Origin of the sequence: Vulcanisaeta sp. JCM 16159 (assembly GCF_001316265.1) — an archaeon.
Lineage (GTDB): Archaea > Thermoproteota > Thermoprotei > Thermoproteales > Thermocladiaceae > Vulcanisaeta.
The window spans coordinates 1-16837 of the sequence record NZ_BBDN01000018.1 but is presented as its reverse complement, the minus strand read 5'-3'; the positions used below and the strand labels follow the sequence as shown (position 1 = coordinate 16837).

Sequence of the window (16837 nt, the reverse complement as noted above, 5' to 3'; positions counted from 1 at the left end):
CGATATTCAACTAAATAGAGATTATTTAAGGCTTATTCATTGAATATTAAAAAGTCTTTAATTTATTCCGAAAAAGAACTAGTTAATCATATTTAACTAAGCTCTCTTAGTTCAAAGAGTTATCTGCGATTAATTCATTAATACCTTAATCCTTACTCGGTTACAATTCCTTATTTCATAATTTATGTTTGTTAGTAATTCCCACAGTGCATCGCACGCCTCGTTTTTGCTTATGAGACCCATTTTGCCGTATAGAACTATGTCGAAGGCCTCATTCATCATTTCGTTGATTGAATCATTAATTAATTGCCTTTGTCTATCCCGGGTCATCAGGAAGACCCGCACTGGCTCTATTTTAAATTCCCATCGCTCTGAGCCGAGGTATTAATTCCCTTTATAAACGTCAAGGGTGCATTTACGGTTATGGCGTACTAATTAGGAGTTATGTGAGTTAAAATCCAACGCCTAGGATAAGTACATGCTTCATTGATTTTTAATGGGTCAGCAAACAGGGTGGACTTAGATCCTCACCTTAATACCTGCCTCCATTAGGTATGCCTTAAGTCTCTGAATGTTTATTAACTCCATATGGAAGACACTTGCAGCTAGGGCTGCATCCACGTACCTCAGTACCTCTGCGAAGTGCTCAACCTTGCCAGCACCACCGCTGGCAATAATCGGTACGTTAACTATCTCAGAAATGGCCATATAGAGATTTACGTCATAGCCCGCCCCTGTACCGTCTGCGTCGATACTCGTTACCAACAGCTCACCAGCACCAAGTTCCTCAGCCCTCCTTGCCCACTCAACACCATCAAGTCTCACCTCTCTCTTGCCGCCTTCCACGTATACCCTCCATGAATCACCCCGTTTCCTAACGTCAATGGCCACAACGACTGATTGGGCGCCGTACTCCCTGGAAAGGATGGTTACCAATTCTGGATTCTTAACCGCCGCCGTATTTACACTAACCTTGTCGGCCCCTGCTTGAAGGCTGCATCAGCATCCTCAAGGCTCCTTATGCCACCGCCGACACCCAAAGGTATATTTATTGCGCCGGCCACATTCTTGACGGTCTTTAGGAATGTCTTCCTGCCCTCAATAGTAGCCGTTATGTCCAGGAGGAAAACCTCGTCAGCGCCCTCCTCCTCATACCTACTCGCCAACTCCACAGGATCACCCATTACCCTAAGTCCCTCGAAGTTAACGCCCTTAACCACCACGTCCGCGTCTACGTCGAGGCAAGGTATGATTCTCCTGACGATGCCCAGCGGCCTCATTGCATGGTCCCCTTGAGACTCCTCACCGTGTTGTCTACGTATTCCATGGCCATGGCCATCGACATCCCCAGGGACTTGAATAATGCCTCGGCCATGTGGTGGTCATTCTCGCCCCACCTAATTTCTGCGTGTATTGTTGCCCTGGAGTGTATTGCCAGCGTTCTAATTATGTGCGGTATCATCTGTGTAGTTAGGTCGCCAATCCTCTCCCCAATAAATGAGCCCCTAAACACCCAGTAAGCCCTGCCGCCGAGGTCCACAGCCGTTAATGCCAGGGCATCGTCCATGGGCACCATGGACCAGCCAAACCTCCTAATGCCAACCCTATCACCCAGTGCCCTATCGATGGCTGTCCCCAAGGTTATGAAAACATCCTCAACCACGTGGTGATCATCAAAGCCTCTCAGGTCCTCAGCGATGACCTCTGCCGATGCATTCATGTAGAATATTAGTGTCTCCAGCATGTGGTTGAGGAATTTAACGGGTGTCGAAACCTTTATACTACCCGGCATCAACGTGAGACTAACGTAGATCTTGGTCTCCCTAGACTCGCGCCTAACTTCGGCCTGCCTAACCCCACTACTTCTCACAATTAACACCCCTCACGTAGAGTGCGTAGCCTACGATAACCCCATCAAGCCCCAGATCCTTTAACTGCTTAATGTGGTCGCATGTTGATATCCCACCCGCGTAAAGCACCTCATCGGCCTTGCTCCTCAGCAGGTTAATTATTTCCTGGTTGACTAAGGGGCCCGTGCCGGTACCCTCCACATCAATTGCCGTGTATATTAATGTATGCACCCTGGGCAGCATGCTTATTACCCTGGGCAGCTCGCCCACAGGCCTTGCCCAACCCCTACTCATCACGGTCCTGCCCAATACGTCTATTGATACAGCAATAGCCTCATAACCAAGCCACCTAATGAATTCATGGATTATCCAGGGCCTCTCGACGGCTGCGGTCCCCAGTACAACTCTACCGCAGAACTTTAGGCTTCCCTGCCTGCATCCACGGTCCTAATACCACCGCCGACTTCACATTTACCATCGAATTCACGGCCTATCCTAGCTATGGAATTAATATTTACTAATTCACCTCTCTCGGCGCCGTCCAAGTCCACGACATGGACGAAGCCGAAGTCCCTAGTTAATTTAATGGCATCATCAATACTAAGCCTAACCAACTCAGTACCCCTCATCCCCCTGACCCTCTTTACCGCGTAGCCTCCGCTTATGTCGATTGATGGTATGATGAACACTAGGTTATCACCTTCTCGATACCCATGACTAGGATGTCCTTGGCACCCACATTCCTCAGTTTAACGAGTAGGCCCGGCAATTCATCTTCAGGAACCACACTAATTACCTCCTTAAACGGTTTGTTTGCTATGTCCGCAACCGTGGGTCCCTCCATGGCCGGTAATATGGATAGTACCTTGGCCAGGGATTCCGTGGGTACATTCATCAGGATAAGTTTCTTATTTGTTGAGGATTTAACGCCACGAAGCAGTAGGAGGAACTTCTCCATAACATCATTACAGCCCTTAAGCCCTGAGTTGTTGGTTATTAGCACGGCCTCGGTCTCCATGATCACTCCAACCGGCCTTAGTCCGTGAATCCTCAATGTTATTCCCGTGGACATTACATCGACTATTGCATCGGCTACTCCCAGGAGAGGCATTATTTCGGCACTGCCCGATATCCTGACTGTCTTAACATCCTTACCATTTCTCCTAAAGTAACTTGTCGTTAGGTTAACGTACTTAGTGGCGATCCTTATCCCATCCTTAATATCATCAATGCCGTTTATGCTCGACGTCCTTGGCACCGCGATCACGATCTTGCCACTACCGAAGCCAAGTCTCTCGATAATCTTAACCCCGGATTGACTCTCAACAACGTAGTCAAGCCCCGTTATCCCCATCACGGCGGCACCGGACTCGACTATGTACGGTATATCCTCAGGCCTAACCCTAATTATGTTTAAGTCTGGCCAATTAGTCGGTATCATCAGCGCCCTATCATCATAAACCTGCAACTTGATACCAACCTCCTCAAGCAACTTTATCGTTGGCTGTACCAAACGGCCCTTTGACGGGATTGCCATTATGCATGTTCCAGTGACATCAGGGAATGTGTATATTTAGGGTATATAAGCATTACCATGGCTTAAAAATAATAAATGGTTCATTGATCAATCTACGTAACTTACTTACTCCCTCAATTCATCGAGGGTCTCTTCCAATGCCCTAATGAATTCTGCCGCGATAGGCGCTGGGGGTACCGTGACCCTAAGGCAATCTTCACAAAGAACCTTACCACCTAGGTTCCTAATCACGAAGCCCCTCCTGAATAATCCGTCATATACCTTATTAGTCCTGCTGGGACTACCGGCATGGAAGGTCACGAAATTGGTTACGGAGTATAAGGGCCTTAAGTCCAGGTCTCTTAGGGACCTTATCATGTACTCCCTGACCTTAATCATCTCGTCAATACTCCTCTCTACATAATCCCTCAGTTCCAGGCCCTTAATACCAGGGCCATTGATGGGTATGGGATGTTGTGCGGTAGCGATAGTCTATTAAGCCCGTTAATTACCGTGTCCGAGGCAACTACGTAACCAACCCTAAGGCTCGCGAGACCCCAGGCCTTGGAGAATGTCCTCACTATGGCCAGGTTATCGTAATCCCTAACGAGACCGATGAGGCTGTATCTAGCGAATTCCGCATAAGCCTCGTCGATTATCACTAGAGACCTAACGCGTGATAGTAGGTACTCTATTGATTCCTTACTGAATAAGTTACCCGTTGGGTTATTCGGGCTGCATAGGTAAATGACGTCGTAGGAATTCCCAATCTTCACAACCTTGTCCATATCCAAATCATATGTATCAGGCTTAAGTAGGGCTTGGTCAACATCGATTCTCATGGACTCTGCGAGTATCCTAGGCATCGAGTACGTGGCTCTATAATGAGGGCTCTCTTAGATCCATGTAGTGCAAATTGCATAAGGAGTCTCAGTCCCTCATCACCGCCGGCCACGGCAAACACATGGTCAGCATTAACATTAAGGTACTTAGCCAGTGCCTCGTTAAATGTGGGATTAAGCGGTTCTGTGTAGTACCTAATCATGTCAGGGTCTAAAGGTGCATTGAGTAATTTCTCGTAGTACTCACGTGGAAGGAACAAATTCTCGTTAAAATGAAGCCTATAAATCCTGAACCCCACATTTGGTTCCTCATAGAAATTAAGGGCCAATACATTTCTCCATTGCATTCGTCCTTTAATGAGGTTAATAACTTATAAATATTATGGTATCATCCTATATAAATTAATGTGTTAATGAGAAAAACAAGGCATCCCTCAATTTAATGGTTAACGCTACAACAGTAGTATTGAGCTGGGTATTAATTATTGATAATACGCATGATCAAATCATTTAATGCGTAATTAAGACCCCGAAGACCTTAAGGTTTTTGCTTAAGCATGATTATCGCGTATTTGCTGCATCAATTTTTATTGATAATTGAGTTGGCATTATCCTTTAAGTTTCCATTAATGATTAAGGCCCTTAATTCATCCATTGATGATATACTAATGACATTACCGTTATTACCCATTAAGAGTATGTCGGGGTCCTTAAGTGCATGGCCCGTGGCTATTAACACAACCCTGTCCTTAGCATCAACCAATCCATCACCTAGAGCCCTTAGGTAACCTGCCAATGAGGCTGCGCTGGCGGGCTCGGTGCCGATGCCCTCCTTACCAAGTATTTTCTGGGCCATTAATATTTCATCATCACTAACCTCAATGAAAGTGCCGTCACTGTACTTAACGGCTCTATAAGCCTGAACCAATTGACGGGCTTGCCTATTCTTATTGCCGAGGCTATCGTCCTTGGATTATCAATCTTTGCCTCACCTAAGCCCCTCCAATACTTAACCATCGGTGCCGCTCCTGAGGCTTGGATTCCAACCATCCTTGGCACATGATCGATCACGTCAAGCTCCATTAACTCCCTAAACCCTTCCAAATAGCGTATATATTACCGCCATTGCCTACGGGTACGAATACGTAATCAGGCACGCCGATCTCCTCAACAATCTCATAGGCAGTTGTCTTCTGACCTTCCAGTCTCCATGGATTTATTGAGTTAAGTGGGTAGTAATTAACGTTCTCAACACGCCCACTGCCCAATACTGTCTCTAGTACGTACTCGAGAGCGTCATCGAACGTACCAGGCACCTCAGCAATCCTCGCACCATGGAGCATTGCCTGCCCTAACTTGCCTCTGGCAACACCACCCTTGGGGAGTACCACAACGCACTCAAGGCCTGCCTTAGCCGCATAGGCAGCTGCGGACGCGGCCGTATTGCCTGTCGATGCCACAATAATGCCCTTAACACCTATTGATGAGGCCAGCGAGACGCGACGGTCATTCCCCTGTCCTTAAACGAGCCTGTTGGATTTGCACCCTCAAACTTGACATATGCATTGCTGTAGCTCCTCAGTTTAATTAATGGTGTTGCGCCCTCGCCCATGGTAATCACGTTACCCACCTCAGGCAGTAATTCCCTATACCTCCATACACCCCTACCCCGCAGATTACTCCAGTTAAACCTGACCTTATCAGTAATTAATAATGTGTCAAGTAACTCGCCACATTTTGGGCATCTCATTACGTATGGATTCGCCTCGATCTCAAAGCCACACCTTGGGCACTTTAGGATGTATTTACGAAGACCCAAGTTCATGCTTGGGTTTCCATTTCAATCCCCAGGTATTTTTGTTATCTAGGTTATTTAAGCATTACCATTAAATTAATAGGAACATGGACCTCGGTAATACTCTTAAATAAATTATAGATTGAGACATCAATGGGTATATGAGGAGGTATAGATTATTGATAATTGGCTTTGGGAATGTTGGCCAGGCGTTCTTTAGGCTACTGAATTTAAAGCGGGACTTACTTGGTGTTGATGTTTCTGTGAGTGAGATAATTGATAGGAGACGTGGGTACATCATAAATCCCGGCCCCAGCGTTTTGGAGGATGCACGTGGTGGTAAGTTATTGGGCAGGAAAATAGGCATAGATGAAATTCCTAGGCTCATTGAGGAGAGCAGCGCCGACATTGTTTGTGAATTCACAGACCTAAACATTAGGGATAGGGGCGAGCCGGCATTTACGTACCTATCGACGGCAATTAAGAGTGGTAAACACGTTATCACAACTAACAAGGGCCAGTGGCCTTTCACTACGACGAGTTAATGGAACTTAGTAGAAGGTTTAATAAGATCGTTAGGTTTAAGGGTACGGTAATGGCAGGCACGCCGTCCTTTAACGTAGTCGACTTACTACCTGGCATTAAGGTTAGCCGCTTCATGGGTATTCTTAACGGTACCACGAACTTTATCCTCACTAGGATGTACGAGGGCATGAGCTTCAATGATGCCCTGAGACTGGCTCAGGAGAGGGGCTACGCTGAGGCTGATCCGTCGCTTGACATTGATGGATGGGACGCGGCTCTAAAGTCCATAATCATCTCCAGGGTGTTTGGTTGGAGACACAGTCTTGAGAATATGGAGGTCAGGGGAATACGTGACATAAACATTGAGACATTTAAGGATAAGGTTGTTAAGCTCATAGCCTATGCCGATAAGGACACCGCCTATGTTAAACCAATCCCACTGGAAAGGAGTGACATTCTGGCTCACGTGAATGAGAACTTAAATGCACTGAGGATAAGCACTGACACACTGGGTGATGTAATGATAATAGGGCCTGGGGCTGGTCCAATAGAGACCGCCCAAGCCGTATTGACGGACCTAATGTACATAGTTAATAATGGTGTGGTATTTTAAATTAAAGTATGCTTAGGGCCTTCATGGTCTCCACCGTTAATATGGTAATCCCGGCAGCACCGCGGACTAGGTTATCGCCCAATGCTATGAGTCTCAATACTCTATTCTTAATCGATATTCTGCCCACGCTTACGGACATCGGGTCCAAATCCCTAGCCGGTTGAGGCGCATCGACCTATTAATTACCTTAATTGGTTCCTTAGGTGCCGTGGGTAACTCCCTCTCCTGGGGTAGTGATTTAAACCTACTTAACTTGTTGATTACATACTCGGTATCCACGTCCTTGTTTAGCACGGCGTGTATTACGGCCATGTGCCCGTACTTAACGGGTACCCTGGTAGTGGTTACGTACACGGGCTTACCCCAGGGCTCAAACCTATCTGGGAATTGTTTTCCGAGTATTTTGTTTAATTCCGCATCGATTTTCTCCTCCTCACCCTTTATGAAGGTATTACATTACCGTCAATGGCTAGGTAGGATAGCCCAAGATAACCCGCACCTGAGACTGATTGAAGCGTTACAATGTGCATTGAATCAATGAGATCCTGGAGAGGTTTTACCGGCATAGATATTATGGCTGCTGTACAATTGGGGTTCTTAATCACCCAATTTCCCTTAACCTCCCTGAGAATACTTAGGTGCTCCCAATTAACCTCAGGGTTTATCAACGGTATCCTTGGGTTCATCCTCTCAGGCGATGCATTGGATACCACATTCAACCCAGCATCCAATAACTTGCTCTCCACAGACCAAGCAATGTCGTTTGGTAATGCCGAAAGAACAACATCCGCTGACTTGTGGTCTGAAGGGTCCGTGGATACTAACGTGATATCTCTGGCATATTCAGGCACGTCGCCGGCTATGAACCAATGGACTACCTCGCCGTACTTTCGACCAACCTTCCCAGGGGACGCTGATAAACCAACAACCTCTATAAATGGATGATTAGCCAATAGCTTAACCATCCATTGACCAACGAGTCCCGTGGCCCCAAGTATCGATACCCTCACGCGATCCATGCCCTCACCCACCTATGGAGTTCCCTCGCCAATGAAACTGCATCATCCCAATTATTTAATAACGCCGACACTGCGTGTTGTTCATCCTTAACACCCTCCGTATCGTATGACGTGATTATCTTATAGGCTTCACTTCTTAAGTGATCTATTTGGGAAATCCTACAACCGATCACAGAGACCTTGAATATACCCTTACCGGCTTCACTAAGAGTTATTAATTTAGGTGATAACGTGCAGTTATTTACTACGTACGTACCATCCTCACGCCAGGGATCCGTTATGATAGTTAAGACCCTACTTTTTAGTAATGGTTCGAAGGTCCTTGGGTGGAATTTCTTGGCGCCAAGTAACGATGCTGTATAAGCCTCATCATAACCAACCTCCCTAAGAAGTACTGCATCATTAACGATCCTTGGATCACCGCTGAGTATACCACCGCTATCCGTGTAGAAGGTTAACCGTGACGCACCTAGGTAATTCGCGAGTAGCGATGCCGTGTAATCGCTACCACCCTACCAAGGGATGTGTACCTACCATCATTGGTGATACCAAGGAAGCCTGGGACCACGATAACATCATACTTACTAAGCATATTACCCAACTTCCCAACCACATTCTTACTGCTTGACTCATGATCCACCGATGCAAAGCCCCAGTTACCGTCGGTGACTATGCCTGGTTCATATACGGCCTTGGCTTTAAAACCAAGTGAGTCATTGAGCACTCTCTCAACAAGCAATGTTGATAGTAATTCTCCATGAACAATCACGTAATCCCTAATCCAGGGATCATCCAGGTTTATGAACCTACGCAAATCCTCACGGATCAGTTCCAGGAAAGAAACAAGCTTATTGAAGCCTAGGTTTAGTGCCTCGTTCATGTAAATAGATAATGCCTCATCTAGTGCATTAGTGTCATGATTATCAAAGGCCCTTATTAATAAGTCCGTAACCCCCTTCATTGCTGAAACCACAAGCACTAACTTATTACCTGAGTAGTCCCTACCAACAACCCTACCTATCACACTAAGGACATTACCGCCCGTTAACAGGGAACCACCCACCTTTGAAATCCTTATCCCCTGTTCTAATACAGGTTTCCATTTCCATCGGGTCACCTCTATATAGGCACGAACATAACACATATTTAAAATTTACTGTCTCGGATATAGTATATACCAATTACCATAGTATAAATAGCAACAACAATATATAGAGCAGGGAATATTAAGTAATAGCCTCACTCATTATATATTATTTACCTTACATAATGCTTAATCATTAAAATGTAATTAAGCCCATCAACCAGCGCCTCAACGCTCGCTGTGATTATGCTTGTCGAAACACCCACAGTCCTCCACTTAACCTTACCATCACTAAACTCCATAAGCACCCTAACCACACTCTCTGTATTCTTAACCTCGCCGGGGAGTATGACCCTATAGTCCGTGAGCACCACATTATTAAGTTCAGGAAATAACCTCGAAGCCACGCTTCTCAATGCCTTATCAATTGCATGCACAGGCCCAACACCCTCGGCAACACCTAACTCGCCATTTACCTTAACCATGGCCACGTGCATGTCATCATCACTAACCACCTTCCAATAATCAACCCTCAGCACATCCCTGAAAAGCCCCATTTCCCTGAGGGCAATGAGTATGGCCGACGCCGGTGCTAAGTCAAAGCTGTAGCCCCTATTCTCTAGTTCCTTTATCTTCTCCAATGCATGTCTAAGCCTTGGGTCATCCTTACCTACGTCAAATCCCAATTCCCTTAGGTACATTAGTATGTTCGATGAACCAGCGAGTTCAGAGACTACGAACCTCCTCGTGTTACCGACAAGCTCCGGGTCTACATGTTCGTAGGCCTTCGTTACCTTAGAGACGCCATCGACATGTAGACCAGCTTTATGGGAGAAGGCGTAGTCACCCACGTATGGTTGATATGGGTTTGGGTTCAGACCTGCTGCCTCATAAACAAACCTGGATATCGCCTTCAACTTCCTAAGGTCATTGAGATCTCTAAGCACCTTAAAACCTAGCTTAAGCACCAGGTTTGGTATTACTTGGACTAAATCCGCATTACCTGTCCTCTCGCCGAGTCCATTAATGGTTCCCTGAACATGGCGAACGCCAGCTAATACCCCCATTATTGTGTTGGCTACAGCACAACCTGAGTCATTATGCATGTGAACACCTACCGTAACTCTCAAATCCTTCACAACCTTACCCGTTATTTCATAGATCTCGTGGGGCATCATGGCGCCGTTCGTGTCTGCGAGAACCACCACGCTGGCTCCGGCTTCCTCAGCGGTCTTAACAACCCTAAGTGCGTAGTCTGGGTCCTCCTTAAACCCCTGGTAAAAGTGCTCTGCGTCAAAGATCACGGTTAAGCCGTGATCCTTAAGGTAACGAATACTGTCATAGACCATGTCCAGGTTATCCTCAGGCCTAACCCTAAGGACCTCCCTAACATGAAGTATCCAGGACTTACCGACCAAAACTGCAACATCAACACCAGAATCCAGTATAGCCGCTAGATTAGGGTCATCTCTAGCGTTAATGCCATTCCTCCTCGTCATACCAAAGGCGGCCAATTTAGCATGACTCAGCGAGTAATTCCTCATTACCTTAAAGAACTCGGCATCCTTAGGATTACTACCCGGCCAACCACCCTCTATATAGTCAACGCCGAGGTCATCAAGCATTAAAGCAATCCTAACCTTATCGTTTAAGGTGAACGAAATACCCGTCATTTGAGCTCCATCCCTAAGCGTTGTATCCAGGACCTCAACCCTCGCGGATTTGTTCACCACCCATACTAAGCACAGGTTATATCAAGTATATATAAGCATTACCTCAATAACAATAATATATTAAGACCGCATTAATTGATTAATTATTAGAAATAGAAATTAATTAAGAAAATAAAAGGTACATAGTGCGGGGTGCGGGTTCATTTGCCCAAACCGCAGTGGGTTCGCATAAACATTAATTGCATACCATTATTATTTATTCCATTAACTACATGATGAATCACATACATGGCTAGGTTATTAGATAAATCCGGTTAAGGCGTAAGCCACTTACTTTGCCGCTTGATATAATTATTATAATGTATTTATCCCCGAGGAACAGCGATGATGTGGTTATTACTGCCAGGGCCATTAATAATGCGAAGACCCCATTCCCTTAGTCGTATTATTAGTATTTTATTATCTATTTTTCGGTCTACCTAACAATGCTCTAATTATAAATATTCATGGGATATAAAGCTTAAATAGGCCCGTTAAAGCACAGTTAAATTGTGGGGTCCAGAGAATTTATTGTTGAGGGTCCGGTAATTAAGGTTAGTGATAATATCGATACTGACGTGATAATACCTGCCAAGTACCTCGTATATACCGACCCATCAGTACTAGCCAGGCATGCGATGGAGCCATTAATACCGAACTTCTTCGAGAAGGCTAGCAAGGGGGTTATTCTCGTCGCTGGTAAAGGCTTTGGCATGGGTTCAAGCCGTGAGCAGGCGGCAATTGCTTTAAAGGCGGCTGGCGTTAAGGCCGTATTGGCTGAGTCCTTCGCCAGGATATTTTACAGGAACGCAATTAATAATGGCCTACCTGTACTAGTGGTGCCGGGGGTCAGTAAGGAGGTGAATGAGGGTGATTTCGTGAGGGTTAACGTGAGTACAGGCGAGGTTATTATTAATAATGGGCAGAAGTTACTGAGGCTAGGCCAATAACGGGCATGGCACTTGAAATACTAATTAGTGGTGGCTTGCTTGAGTACATAAAGTCACGTAGTACATCAAGGGGGGTTTAAATCCGTAAAGCACATCGTATCAATTGAGTGGTCCATAAAACCTTAAGTGGGACCACCGATAACGAGTTGTAATGGAGTTGGGATTATTAATGGGTATGAGGATAATGAGGAAAATGGGGTGGAAAAGTTGAATTAGGATGATTGTGATTACGACTTTACCATTATTCCTAATTAATCACCAATACTGAGGAGGTTCTGAGTACCTAACCTTACCGGCATCATCCGCGAACCTCCACTTACCACTAACCCGCAGCTAGAATAACAATACCTAACTCCTCTGATAACTTGTCGTTAATTATCACCTCCTCCTCAATATGTGATATAACGGCATCGCAGACAATATCGCGGGTCTCCCTATCGTCGGTTATCACGGTTATTTGCACTGAATTCGGTACAACGTACTCCCTGATAGGCCCACCGGCCGTGCCCAGTTCAATTAAGTACGCATTATCTGGTGGTGGCCATAATGATAAGGCCCTAGCTAAATTAAGCGGTACCAGTACCTGAGGCCTCTCGGTCTCAAAGCCTGTATTAACGAGCGCTGTCGTGATCACCTCTCGCTCCTTCACCCTCAGCCTTACCCTCACTCTTATCGCCACGGTTAATCACCCATATATGCCCAATTCTACGCCTAATAATGTAAATATGCTCAATCCTACCCTTAACCCTAGTGCTGCCCACAAATTATCCTATTAAAATTTTATAGTTAATAAATCCTAATTTACGTAAGGTACTTCCTAGGATCAACGAACTTACCATTCAATGCCGCAGCAGCGGCTACAGCCGCATTTGCCAGGTAAACTTTGCCCTCAGGCGAACCCATCCTGCCTCTAAAGTTCCTACTGCCTGTGGATATCGCCACCTCCCCAGGGCCGATTAGGCCAAAGTGCCCGCCAAGGCATGGGCCGCAGGTGCCATACGTCACCACGCAGCCAGCCCTCACAAGTGTATCTATGTAACCTAGCTCCATAGCCCTTATGTAGATCTCACGTGAGGCGGGTATTGCCACGCACCTACTCCTCACCTTGCCATTCCTAAGTATCTTAGCCGCAACCTCAATGTCGCTAAGTCTACCATTTGTGCATGAGCCTATGAATACGTAATCCACATCTAAGCCCTCAACCTCACTAATTGACTTAACATTATCAACACTATGTGGCGCGGCTACGAGGGGCTCGAGTTTGTTCAATTCCACGTCATAACTATCGACATACTTGGCATTTGGATCCGGTGTTACTGGCTTAATCTCAATGCCTCTCTTCTCCTTAATGTGCCTTACGGTCTCGCTGTCTGGTGCGAACATGGCTGCGTCGAGGCCGAGTTCTATGCCCATGTTGGACACGGTGGCCCTATAATCCATTGGGAATGCCCCTGGTTCCTCAACGACAAACTCAGCGGACTTTCCATTAAGTCCCTCGGCCCTAAATACACTGAGTAAGTGCAATGCAACGTCCTTGCCATAAACCCCGGGGCCCGGTTTACCGAGTATCCTAATCCTAAATGGTTCGGGGACCATAAGCCACGTCTTACCAGTAATAACTATCGCGGCCACATCACTGGCTCCAAGCCCCTGTGCGAAGGCGCCCACGGCGCCGACCGTAGTCGTGTGGCTGTCGGCAGCCATGACGACTTGCCCAGGGAGTGCATAATGATCGAGGAGTAATTGATGTAATATGCCATCGCCAACATCATGGAAGAACTTTACACCTGCCATTTTTGCAAATTTCCTAAGTCCAACCTGTATCTCGGCAGCTCTCTCCGTGGGTGGTGGAGATAGGTGGTCGAAGGCTAGTACGAATTTATTAACATCCCAAACCCTAATTGTGCTCATTTTTTTCCATTACCTCAACCACGTGATAACCAGTTAGGTCATGAAATGCCGCCAGGTCAACGTTAATCTCAACTACATCACCAGGGCTTACGGATTTGCCTGATGCCCTATTGAGTATTTTCTCAGTGAGTGTTAGGCCCATTGTTTTTCTTCAATATATAGTATTTATATGGTTTACCTCATAATACAGAGGTTATGAATAATCACAATCATTTCACATCTAGGTTTTATATTATGACGTCGACCTCAACCACAACTTAACTATGGACAGTATTACTTAGGTTCGCAAAATAGAGGGCGATTAATTACTTACTGTGTTTTTATAACGACCCTGTTCACCATTAATTGGTTAACTCAATCAATTACTAAATGCTGAGTATTAAGAGAAGTATCTGCAGGGCGTGCCCAGGTTTACAGCTGAGGGCAGGCTCAAGATGCTTAAATTTCTCAAGAATGCAGGCATAAGTGCTGGTTACTTAGTAGAGTCAATCCACGGCGCCGGTTCACCTGAAGTCGGAGGAGATCCATGGCAAGGCTGCGCTGCATGACTTCTAGCTTATGGAAGATATAGCTAAGAACTAGCTTAGGATAAAGGTGAACATAAGATTACCTAAGGATGCCGAACCACGTAGAGGATTTAATGCGGAAGGACGATCCCGCATTTACCTAAGGTCAAGCTCGCTATAGATATGGTTAGGCATATGGCGTGGGTACTCCAGAGCCTATTGATAAACGCCATAGGTAGTTGAGGAAGTCCTCGATATCCTTCTCGAGTTCCTTAATCTCTTCATCAGTCACGTGGGACCACCTGGACTGAGCCTTAACGAACTCCCTCAATGGCTTACGTAATCTCTTATCCATGTACATATCGCTTGGTGGATTTATGATTAATCTATCACGGTCCCACTCGTATAGTGGGAAGTAGCCTGTTTCTGTGGCTAGTCTCGCAATTTCAATCATTTTCTCATCAGGGAATCCCCAGCCTGGTGGGCATGGTGCCAGTACGTGTATGAAGGCAGGCCCCTCCTCGAGATACGACAGCGCCTTCCTAACTTTATTAACTAAATCAATGGGGTAAGCAACATTCGCTGTGGCTGCGTATGGTATATGATGAGCCATCACAATACTCATTATATCCTTCTTCTTCTGAATCTTACCTCTAATGACCGTTCCAGCGGGCATTGTGGTTGTCTTCGCGAACTTAGGCGTTCCTCCGCTTCTTTGTATTCCTGTGTTCATGTATGCCTCATTGTCGTAGAGTACGTAGAGTACGCCGTGACCACGCTCAAGCATGCCACTGAGGGCCTGCAAACCAATATCATAAGTACCACCATCACCGGCAACGGCTATAACCTTGGTATTCCTCTTCAATAAGCCATTCTTATTAAGGGCCTTTATGGCGGCCTCTATACCCGATGCAACGGCACCTGCGTTCTCAAAGGCCACGTGTATGTACGGTACCCCCCATGACGTGTATGGGTATATGGTTGTTGTGACCTCAAGGCAACCCGTTGGGTTCACTATGATCACGTCGGGCCCCGACGCCTTGAGTATTAACCTGGCGGCTAAGGTGGCGCCACAGGCTGGGCATGCGGTATGCCCTGGAGCGAAGTACTCCTCCCTGGGTATGTCAAAGAAGGACTTGGCAAGCTTAACCTTGGTTGCCGTACTCCCTCACCCCCATGTATATCGTGTTCCTTGCTAAGTTTGTTAATTCACCCGTGCTTAATATCCTTATTAACTCGTTAATATCCCTCGAAAACACGGTCCTCTGCCCAAGTCCATGGACTACCGAGATAACAGGCGTATCCACACCCCTGGACTTCAACGCAGTGGCCACCTCAGTAGCCACCGGCCCCTCTATTGGTGCTCCTGGGCTAACCGCCCTATCAATAACGGCTATTGCCCTAACCCCCTCGACAATCCTCACCAGGTCATCGGTTGGAAACGGCCTAAATAACCTGAGTTTCAGGGCACCAGCCTTAATGCCGTTCTTCCTAGCAATATCGACAGCCCTCTTAGTATTACCCCAGATGCCGCCGTAGGTTATCACCACGTAGTCCGCATCATCAATTCTATACTCCTCAATTAACCTATAATTCCTGCCAAAGGTCTTATTGAATTCATCATGAACCTCCTTGATAACACCCATCGAGTTATGCATTGCATCAATTACTTGGTACTTGATTTCGTAGTACCAATCAGGCACTGCCATCACGCCCATCGTTATTGGTCTCCTGCTATCCAGTACTGGCCTATCTATCTTCTTTGGTGCGAACCTCCTTATGGCATCCAAGTTATACAATTCCACTGGTTCTGTGGTGTGGCTCATTAGGAATCCGTCATAGGACACCATGACTGGCAGGAGAACCCTGCTATCCTCCGCGATCCTATATGCCATGATTATCGAATCATAAACCTCCTGAGCCGAAGAAGCAATCATGACTATCCACCCCGAATCCCTAACCGCGGCCAAGTCCTGGTAATCGCCGTGTATGCATATGGGTGCTGAGGCGGCCTCGTGGCCAGAGCCATGACTATTGGAAGCCTTAAGCCAGACGCTATGTAGAGTAATTCGAACATGTAGAAAAGCCCTTGGCTTGAGGTCGCCGTGAACGTCCTAGCGCCGGCTGCCGAGGCACCTATTAATGCCGATAAGGCACTGTGCTCAGACTCCACCGGTATGTACTCGGCATCTATCTCGCCATTAGCTACGAACTCGGCCAACTTCTCAACGGCTGGGGTTTGAGGCGTTATTGGGTATGCAGCCACGACATCGACCTCCACATCCTTAGCGGCGTATGCGGCGGCATAATTTGACGTGATAGCGACCCTATCCCTAATGATATCCCTCTTAATCCTTGGTTCAATGGTTATTAGGCTCATTCCTCAGCACCCTCGGGCACCATCTTTATTGCCTTGGTTGGGCATTCGTGGGCGCATATTCCGCAGCCCTTGCAGTGGTCATAATCAATCTCGTAGGTCAAGTCGTACTTCCTACCTGACTTTGTTGTGTAGGG

General features: G+C 46.4%; 18 protein-coding genes and 7 pseudogenes. 4 read left to right on the top strand and 21 right to left on the bottom strand.

The window, feature by feature from the left end:
• Positions 1-129: 129 nt before the first annotated feature.
• The 10 genes and pseudogenes from JCM16159_RS12630 to thrC all read right to left on the bottom strand — a co-directional run bounded on the left by JCM16159_RS12630 (position 130) and on the right by thrC (position 6033).
• Positions 130-330 carry a hypothetical protein gene (locus JCM16159_RS12630; RefSeq protein ID WP_054858052.1) on the bottom strand — a complete coding sequence of 67 codons (201 nt, stop codon included), beginning with the start codon at positions 328-330 and terminating at the stop codon, positions 130-132.
• Positions 331-519: 189 nt separating this feature from the next.
• Positions 520-1280, bottom strand: a pseudogene (gene hisF, locus JCM16159_RS12625) (imidazole glycerol phosphate synthase subunit HisF).
• Positions 1277-1870, bottom strand: a complete 594-nt coding sequence (locus JCM16159_RS12620; RefSeq protein WP_243666893.1) for an imidazoleglycerol-phosphate dehydratase — start codon at positions 1868-1870, stop codon at positions 1277-1279. The pseudogene hisF and the gene JCM16159_RS12620 overlap by 4 nt, the downstream one beginning before the upstream one ends.
• On the bottom strand, positions 1860-2204 hold the full coding sequence (locus tag JCM16159_RS19750) for a HisA/HisF-related TIM barrel protein (protein ID WP_367834531.1): 345 nt from the start codon (positions 2202-2204) through the stop codon (positions 1860-1862). The genes JCM16159_RS12620 and JCM16159_RS19750 overlap by 11 nt, the downstream gene beginning before the upstream one ends.
• 65 nt (positions 2205-2269) lie before the next feature.
• Positions 2270-2539, bottom strand: coding sequence for a HisA/HisF-related TIM barrel protein (locus tag JCM16159_RS19745; protein ID WP_054858049.1), 270 nt, complete (start codon positions 2537-2539; stop codon positions 2270-2272).
• Positions 2539-3387 carry an ATP phosphoribosyltransferase gene (hisG, locus tag JCM16159_RS12605; protein WP_054858048.1) on the bottom strand — a complete coding sequence of 283 codons (849 nt, stop codon included), beginning with the start codon at positions 3385-3387 and terminating at the stop codon, positions 2539-2541. Before hisG ends, JCM16159_RS19745 begins: the two co-directional genes overlap by 1 nt.
• 105 nt (positions 3388-3492) lie before the next feature.
• Positions 3493-3765, bottom strand: a complete 273-nt coding sequence (locus JCM16159_RS19740) for a hypothetical protein (protein ID WP_054858047.1) — start codon at positions 3763-3765, stop codon at positions 3493-3495.
• A 29-nt stretch (positions 3766-3794) separates the two neighbouring features.
• Positions 3795-4232: an aminotransferase class I/II-fold pyridoxal phosphate-dependent enzyme gene (locus tag JCM16159_RS19735; RefSeq protein ID WP_054858046.1), complete on the bottom strand. Its 438-nt coding sequence runs from the start codon at positions 4230-4232 to the stop codon at positions 3795-3797.
• Positions 4205-4555 (bottom strand): hypothetical protein, encoded by a 351-nt coding sequence (locus JCM16159_RS12590; RefSeq protein WP_054858045.1) that lies wholly within the window; start codon positions 4553-4555, stop codon positions 4205-4207. Before JCM16159_RS12590 ends, JCM16159_RS19735 begins: the two co-directional genes overlap by 28 nt.
• A gap of 233 nt (positions 4556-4788) precedes the next feature.
• Positions 4789-6033, bottom strand: a pseudogene (gene thrC / locus JCM16159_RS12585) (threonine synthase).
• 131 nt (positions 6034-6164) lie between these two features.
• On the opposite strand from thrC, the gene JCM16159_RS17950 reads away from it, so the two are divergent.
• Positions 6165-6548, top strand: coding sequence for a hypothetical protein (locus tag JCM16159_RS17950; protein WP_243666892.1), 384 nt, complete (start codon positions 6165-6167; stop codon positions 6546-6548).
• Positions 6548-7141, top strand: coding sequence for a homoserine dehydrogenase (locus tag JCM16159_RS17945; protein WP_243666891.1), 594 nt, complete (start codon positions 6548-6550; stop codon positions 7139-7141). Before JCM16159_RS17950 ends, JCM16159_RS17945 begins: the two co-directional genes overlap by 1 nt.
• Before the next feature lies 1 nt (position 7142).
• Here the strand turns inward: JCM16159_RS17945 and asd are convergent.
• The 4 genes and pseudogenes from asd to cimA form a co-directional block, all read right to left on the bottom strand.
• Positions 7143-8160: pseudogene (gene asd / locus JCM16159_RS19730) on the bottom strand (aspartate-semialdehyde dehydrogenase).
• The gene (locus JCM16159_RS17925; RefSeq protein WP_243666896.1) at positions 8148-8333 is read right to left on the bottom strand and encodes a hypothetical protein; all 186 of its coding nucleotides are present in this window, start codon (positions 8331-8333) and stop codon (positions 8148-8150) included. Before JCM16159_RS17925 ends, asd begins: the two are co-directional and overlap by 13 nt.
• A 162-nt stretch (positions 8334-8495) precedes the next feature.
• A pseudogene (locus JCM16159_RS12570) lies at positions 8496-9304 on the bottom strand (aspartate kinase); the annotation flags it as partial.
• A 113-nt stretch (positions 9305-9417) separates the two neighbouring features.
• The gene (gene cimA, locus JCM16159_RS12565; RefSeq protein ID WP_367834528.1) at positions 9418-10977 is read right to left on the bottom strand and encodes a citramalate synthase; all 1560 of its coding nucleotides are present in this window, start codon (positions 10975-10977) and stop codon (positions 9418-9420) included.
• Positions 10978-11486: 509 nt separating this feature from the next.
• Between cimA and JCM16159_RS12560 the strand changes: the two are divergent.
• Positions 11487-11986, top strand: a pseudogene (locus tag JCM16159_RS12560) (3-isopropylmalate dehydratase small subunit).
• A gap of 242 nt (positions 11987-12228) precedes the next feature.
• Here JCM16159_RS12560 and JCM16159_RS12555 read toward each other — a convergent pair.
• The 3 genes and pseudogenes from JCM16159_RS12555 to JCM16159_RS12550 all read right to left on the bottom strand — a co-directional run bounded on the left by JCM16159_RS12555 (position 12229) and on the right by JCM16159_RS12550 (position 13959).
• Positions 12229-12555, bottom strand: coding sequence for a hypothetical protein (locus JCM16159_RS12555; RefSeq protein WP_243666888.1), 327 nt, complete (start codon positions 12553-12555; stop codon positions 12229-12231).
• Complete coding sequence (locus JCM16159_RS17920) at positions 12518-12667, bottom strand: hypothetical protein (RefSeq protein ID WP_243666887.1); 150 nt, start codon at positions 12665-12667, stop codon at positions 12518-12520. The genes JCM16159_RS12555 and JCM16159_RS17920 overlap by 38 nt, the downstream gene beginning before the upstream one ends.
• 40 nt (positions 12668-12707) lie before the next feature.
• Positions 12708-13959 (bottom strand): annotated as a pseudogene (locus JCM16159_RS12550) (3-isopropylmalate dehydratase large subunit).
• Positions 13960-14209: 250 nt separating this feature from the next.
• Here JCM16159_RS12550 and JCM16159_RS17915 point away from each other — a divergent pair.
• Positions 14210-14365 carry a 4-hydroxyphenylacetate 3-hydroxylase C-terminal domain-containing protein gene (locus tag JCM16159_RS17915; protein WP_367834530.1) on the top strand — a complete coding sequence of 52 codons (156 nt, stop codon included), beginning with the start codon at positions 14210-14212 and terminating at the stop codon, positions 14363-14365.
• Between the two features lie 145 nt (positions 14366-14510).
• On the opposite strand, the gene JCM16159_RS12545 is transcribed toward JCM16159_RS17915, so the two are convergent.
• The 4 genes and pseudogenes from JCM16159_RS12545 to JCM16159_RS12535 all read right to left on the bottom strand — a co-directional run.
• Complete coding sequence (locus tag JCM16159_RS12545; protein ID WP_054858043.1) at positions 14511-15446, bottom strand: thiamine pyrophosphate-dependent enzyme; 936 nt, start codon at positions 15444-15446, stop codon at positions 14511-14513.
• A 22-nt stretch (positions 15447-15468) separates the two neighbouring features.
• Entirely contained in the window at positions 15469-15969 is a 501-nt protein-coding gene (locus JCM16159_RS19725) for a hypothetical protein (protein ID WP_367834529.1), read from the bottom strand.
• A gap of 39 nt (positions 15970-16008) precedes the next feature.
• Positions 16009-16703 (bottom strand): annotated as a pseudogene (locus tag JCM16159_RS19720) (ferredoxin oxidoreductase); the annotation flags it as partial.
• Positions 16700-16837, bottom strand: a 138-nt coding sequence (locus JCM16159_RS12535) for a 4Fe-4S binding protein (protein WP_243666894.1), incomplete at its 5' end; no start/stop codon positions are given. The pseudogene JCM16159_RS19720 and the gene JCM16159_RS12535, both read right to left, overlap by 4 nt.

Bases quoted from the DNA above. Each gene is read 5' to 3' on its own strand.
- JCM16159_RS19725 (WP_367834529.1), bottom strand. From the start codon at position 15,969: ATGGGTGTTATCAAGGAGGTTCATGATGAATTCAATAAGACCTTTGGC.
- hisG (WP_054858048.1), bottom strand. From the start codon at position 3,387: ATGGCAATCCCGTCAAAGGGCCGTTTGGTACAGCCAACGATAAAGTTG.
- JCM16159_RS19735 (WP_054858046.1), bottom strand. From the start codon at position 4,232: ATGCCTAGGATACTCGCAGAGTCCATGAGAATCGATGTTGACCAAGCC.
- JCM16159_RS19740 (WP_054858047.1), bottom strand. From the start codon at position 3,765: ATGATTAAGGTCAGGGAGTACATGATAAGGTCCCTAAGAGACCTGGAC.
- JCM16159_RS12590 (WP_054858045.1), bottom strand. From the start codon at position 4,555: ATGCAATGGAGAAATGTATTGGCCCTTAATTTCTATGAGGAACCAAAT.
- JCM16159_RS12630 (WP_054858052.1), bottom strand. From the start codon at position 330: ATGACCCGGGATAGACAAAGGCAATTAATTAATGATTCAATCAACGAA.
- JCM16159_RS17950 (WP_243666892.1), top strand. From the start codon at position 6,165: ATGAGGAGGTATAGATTATTGATAATTGGCTTTGGGAATGTTGGCCAG.
- JCM16159_RS17945 (WP_243666891.1), top strand. From the start codon at position 6,548: ATGGAACTTAGTAGAAGGTTTAATAAGATCGTTAGGTTTAAGGGTACG.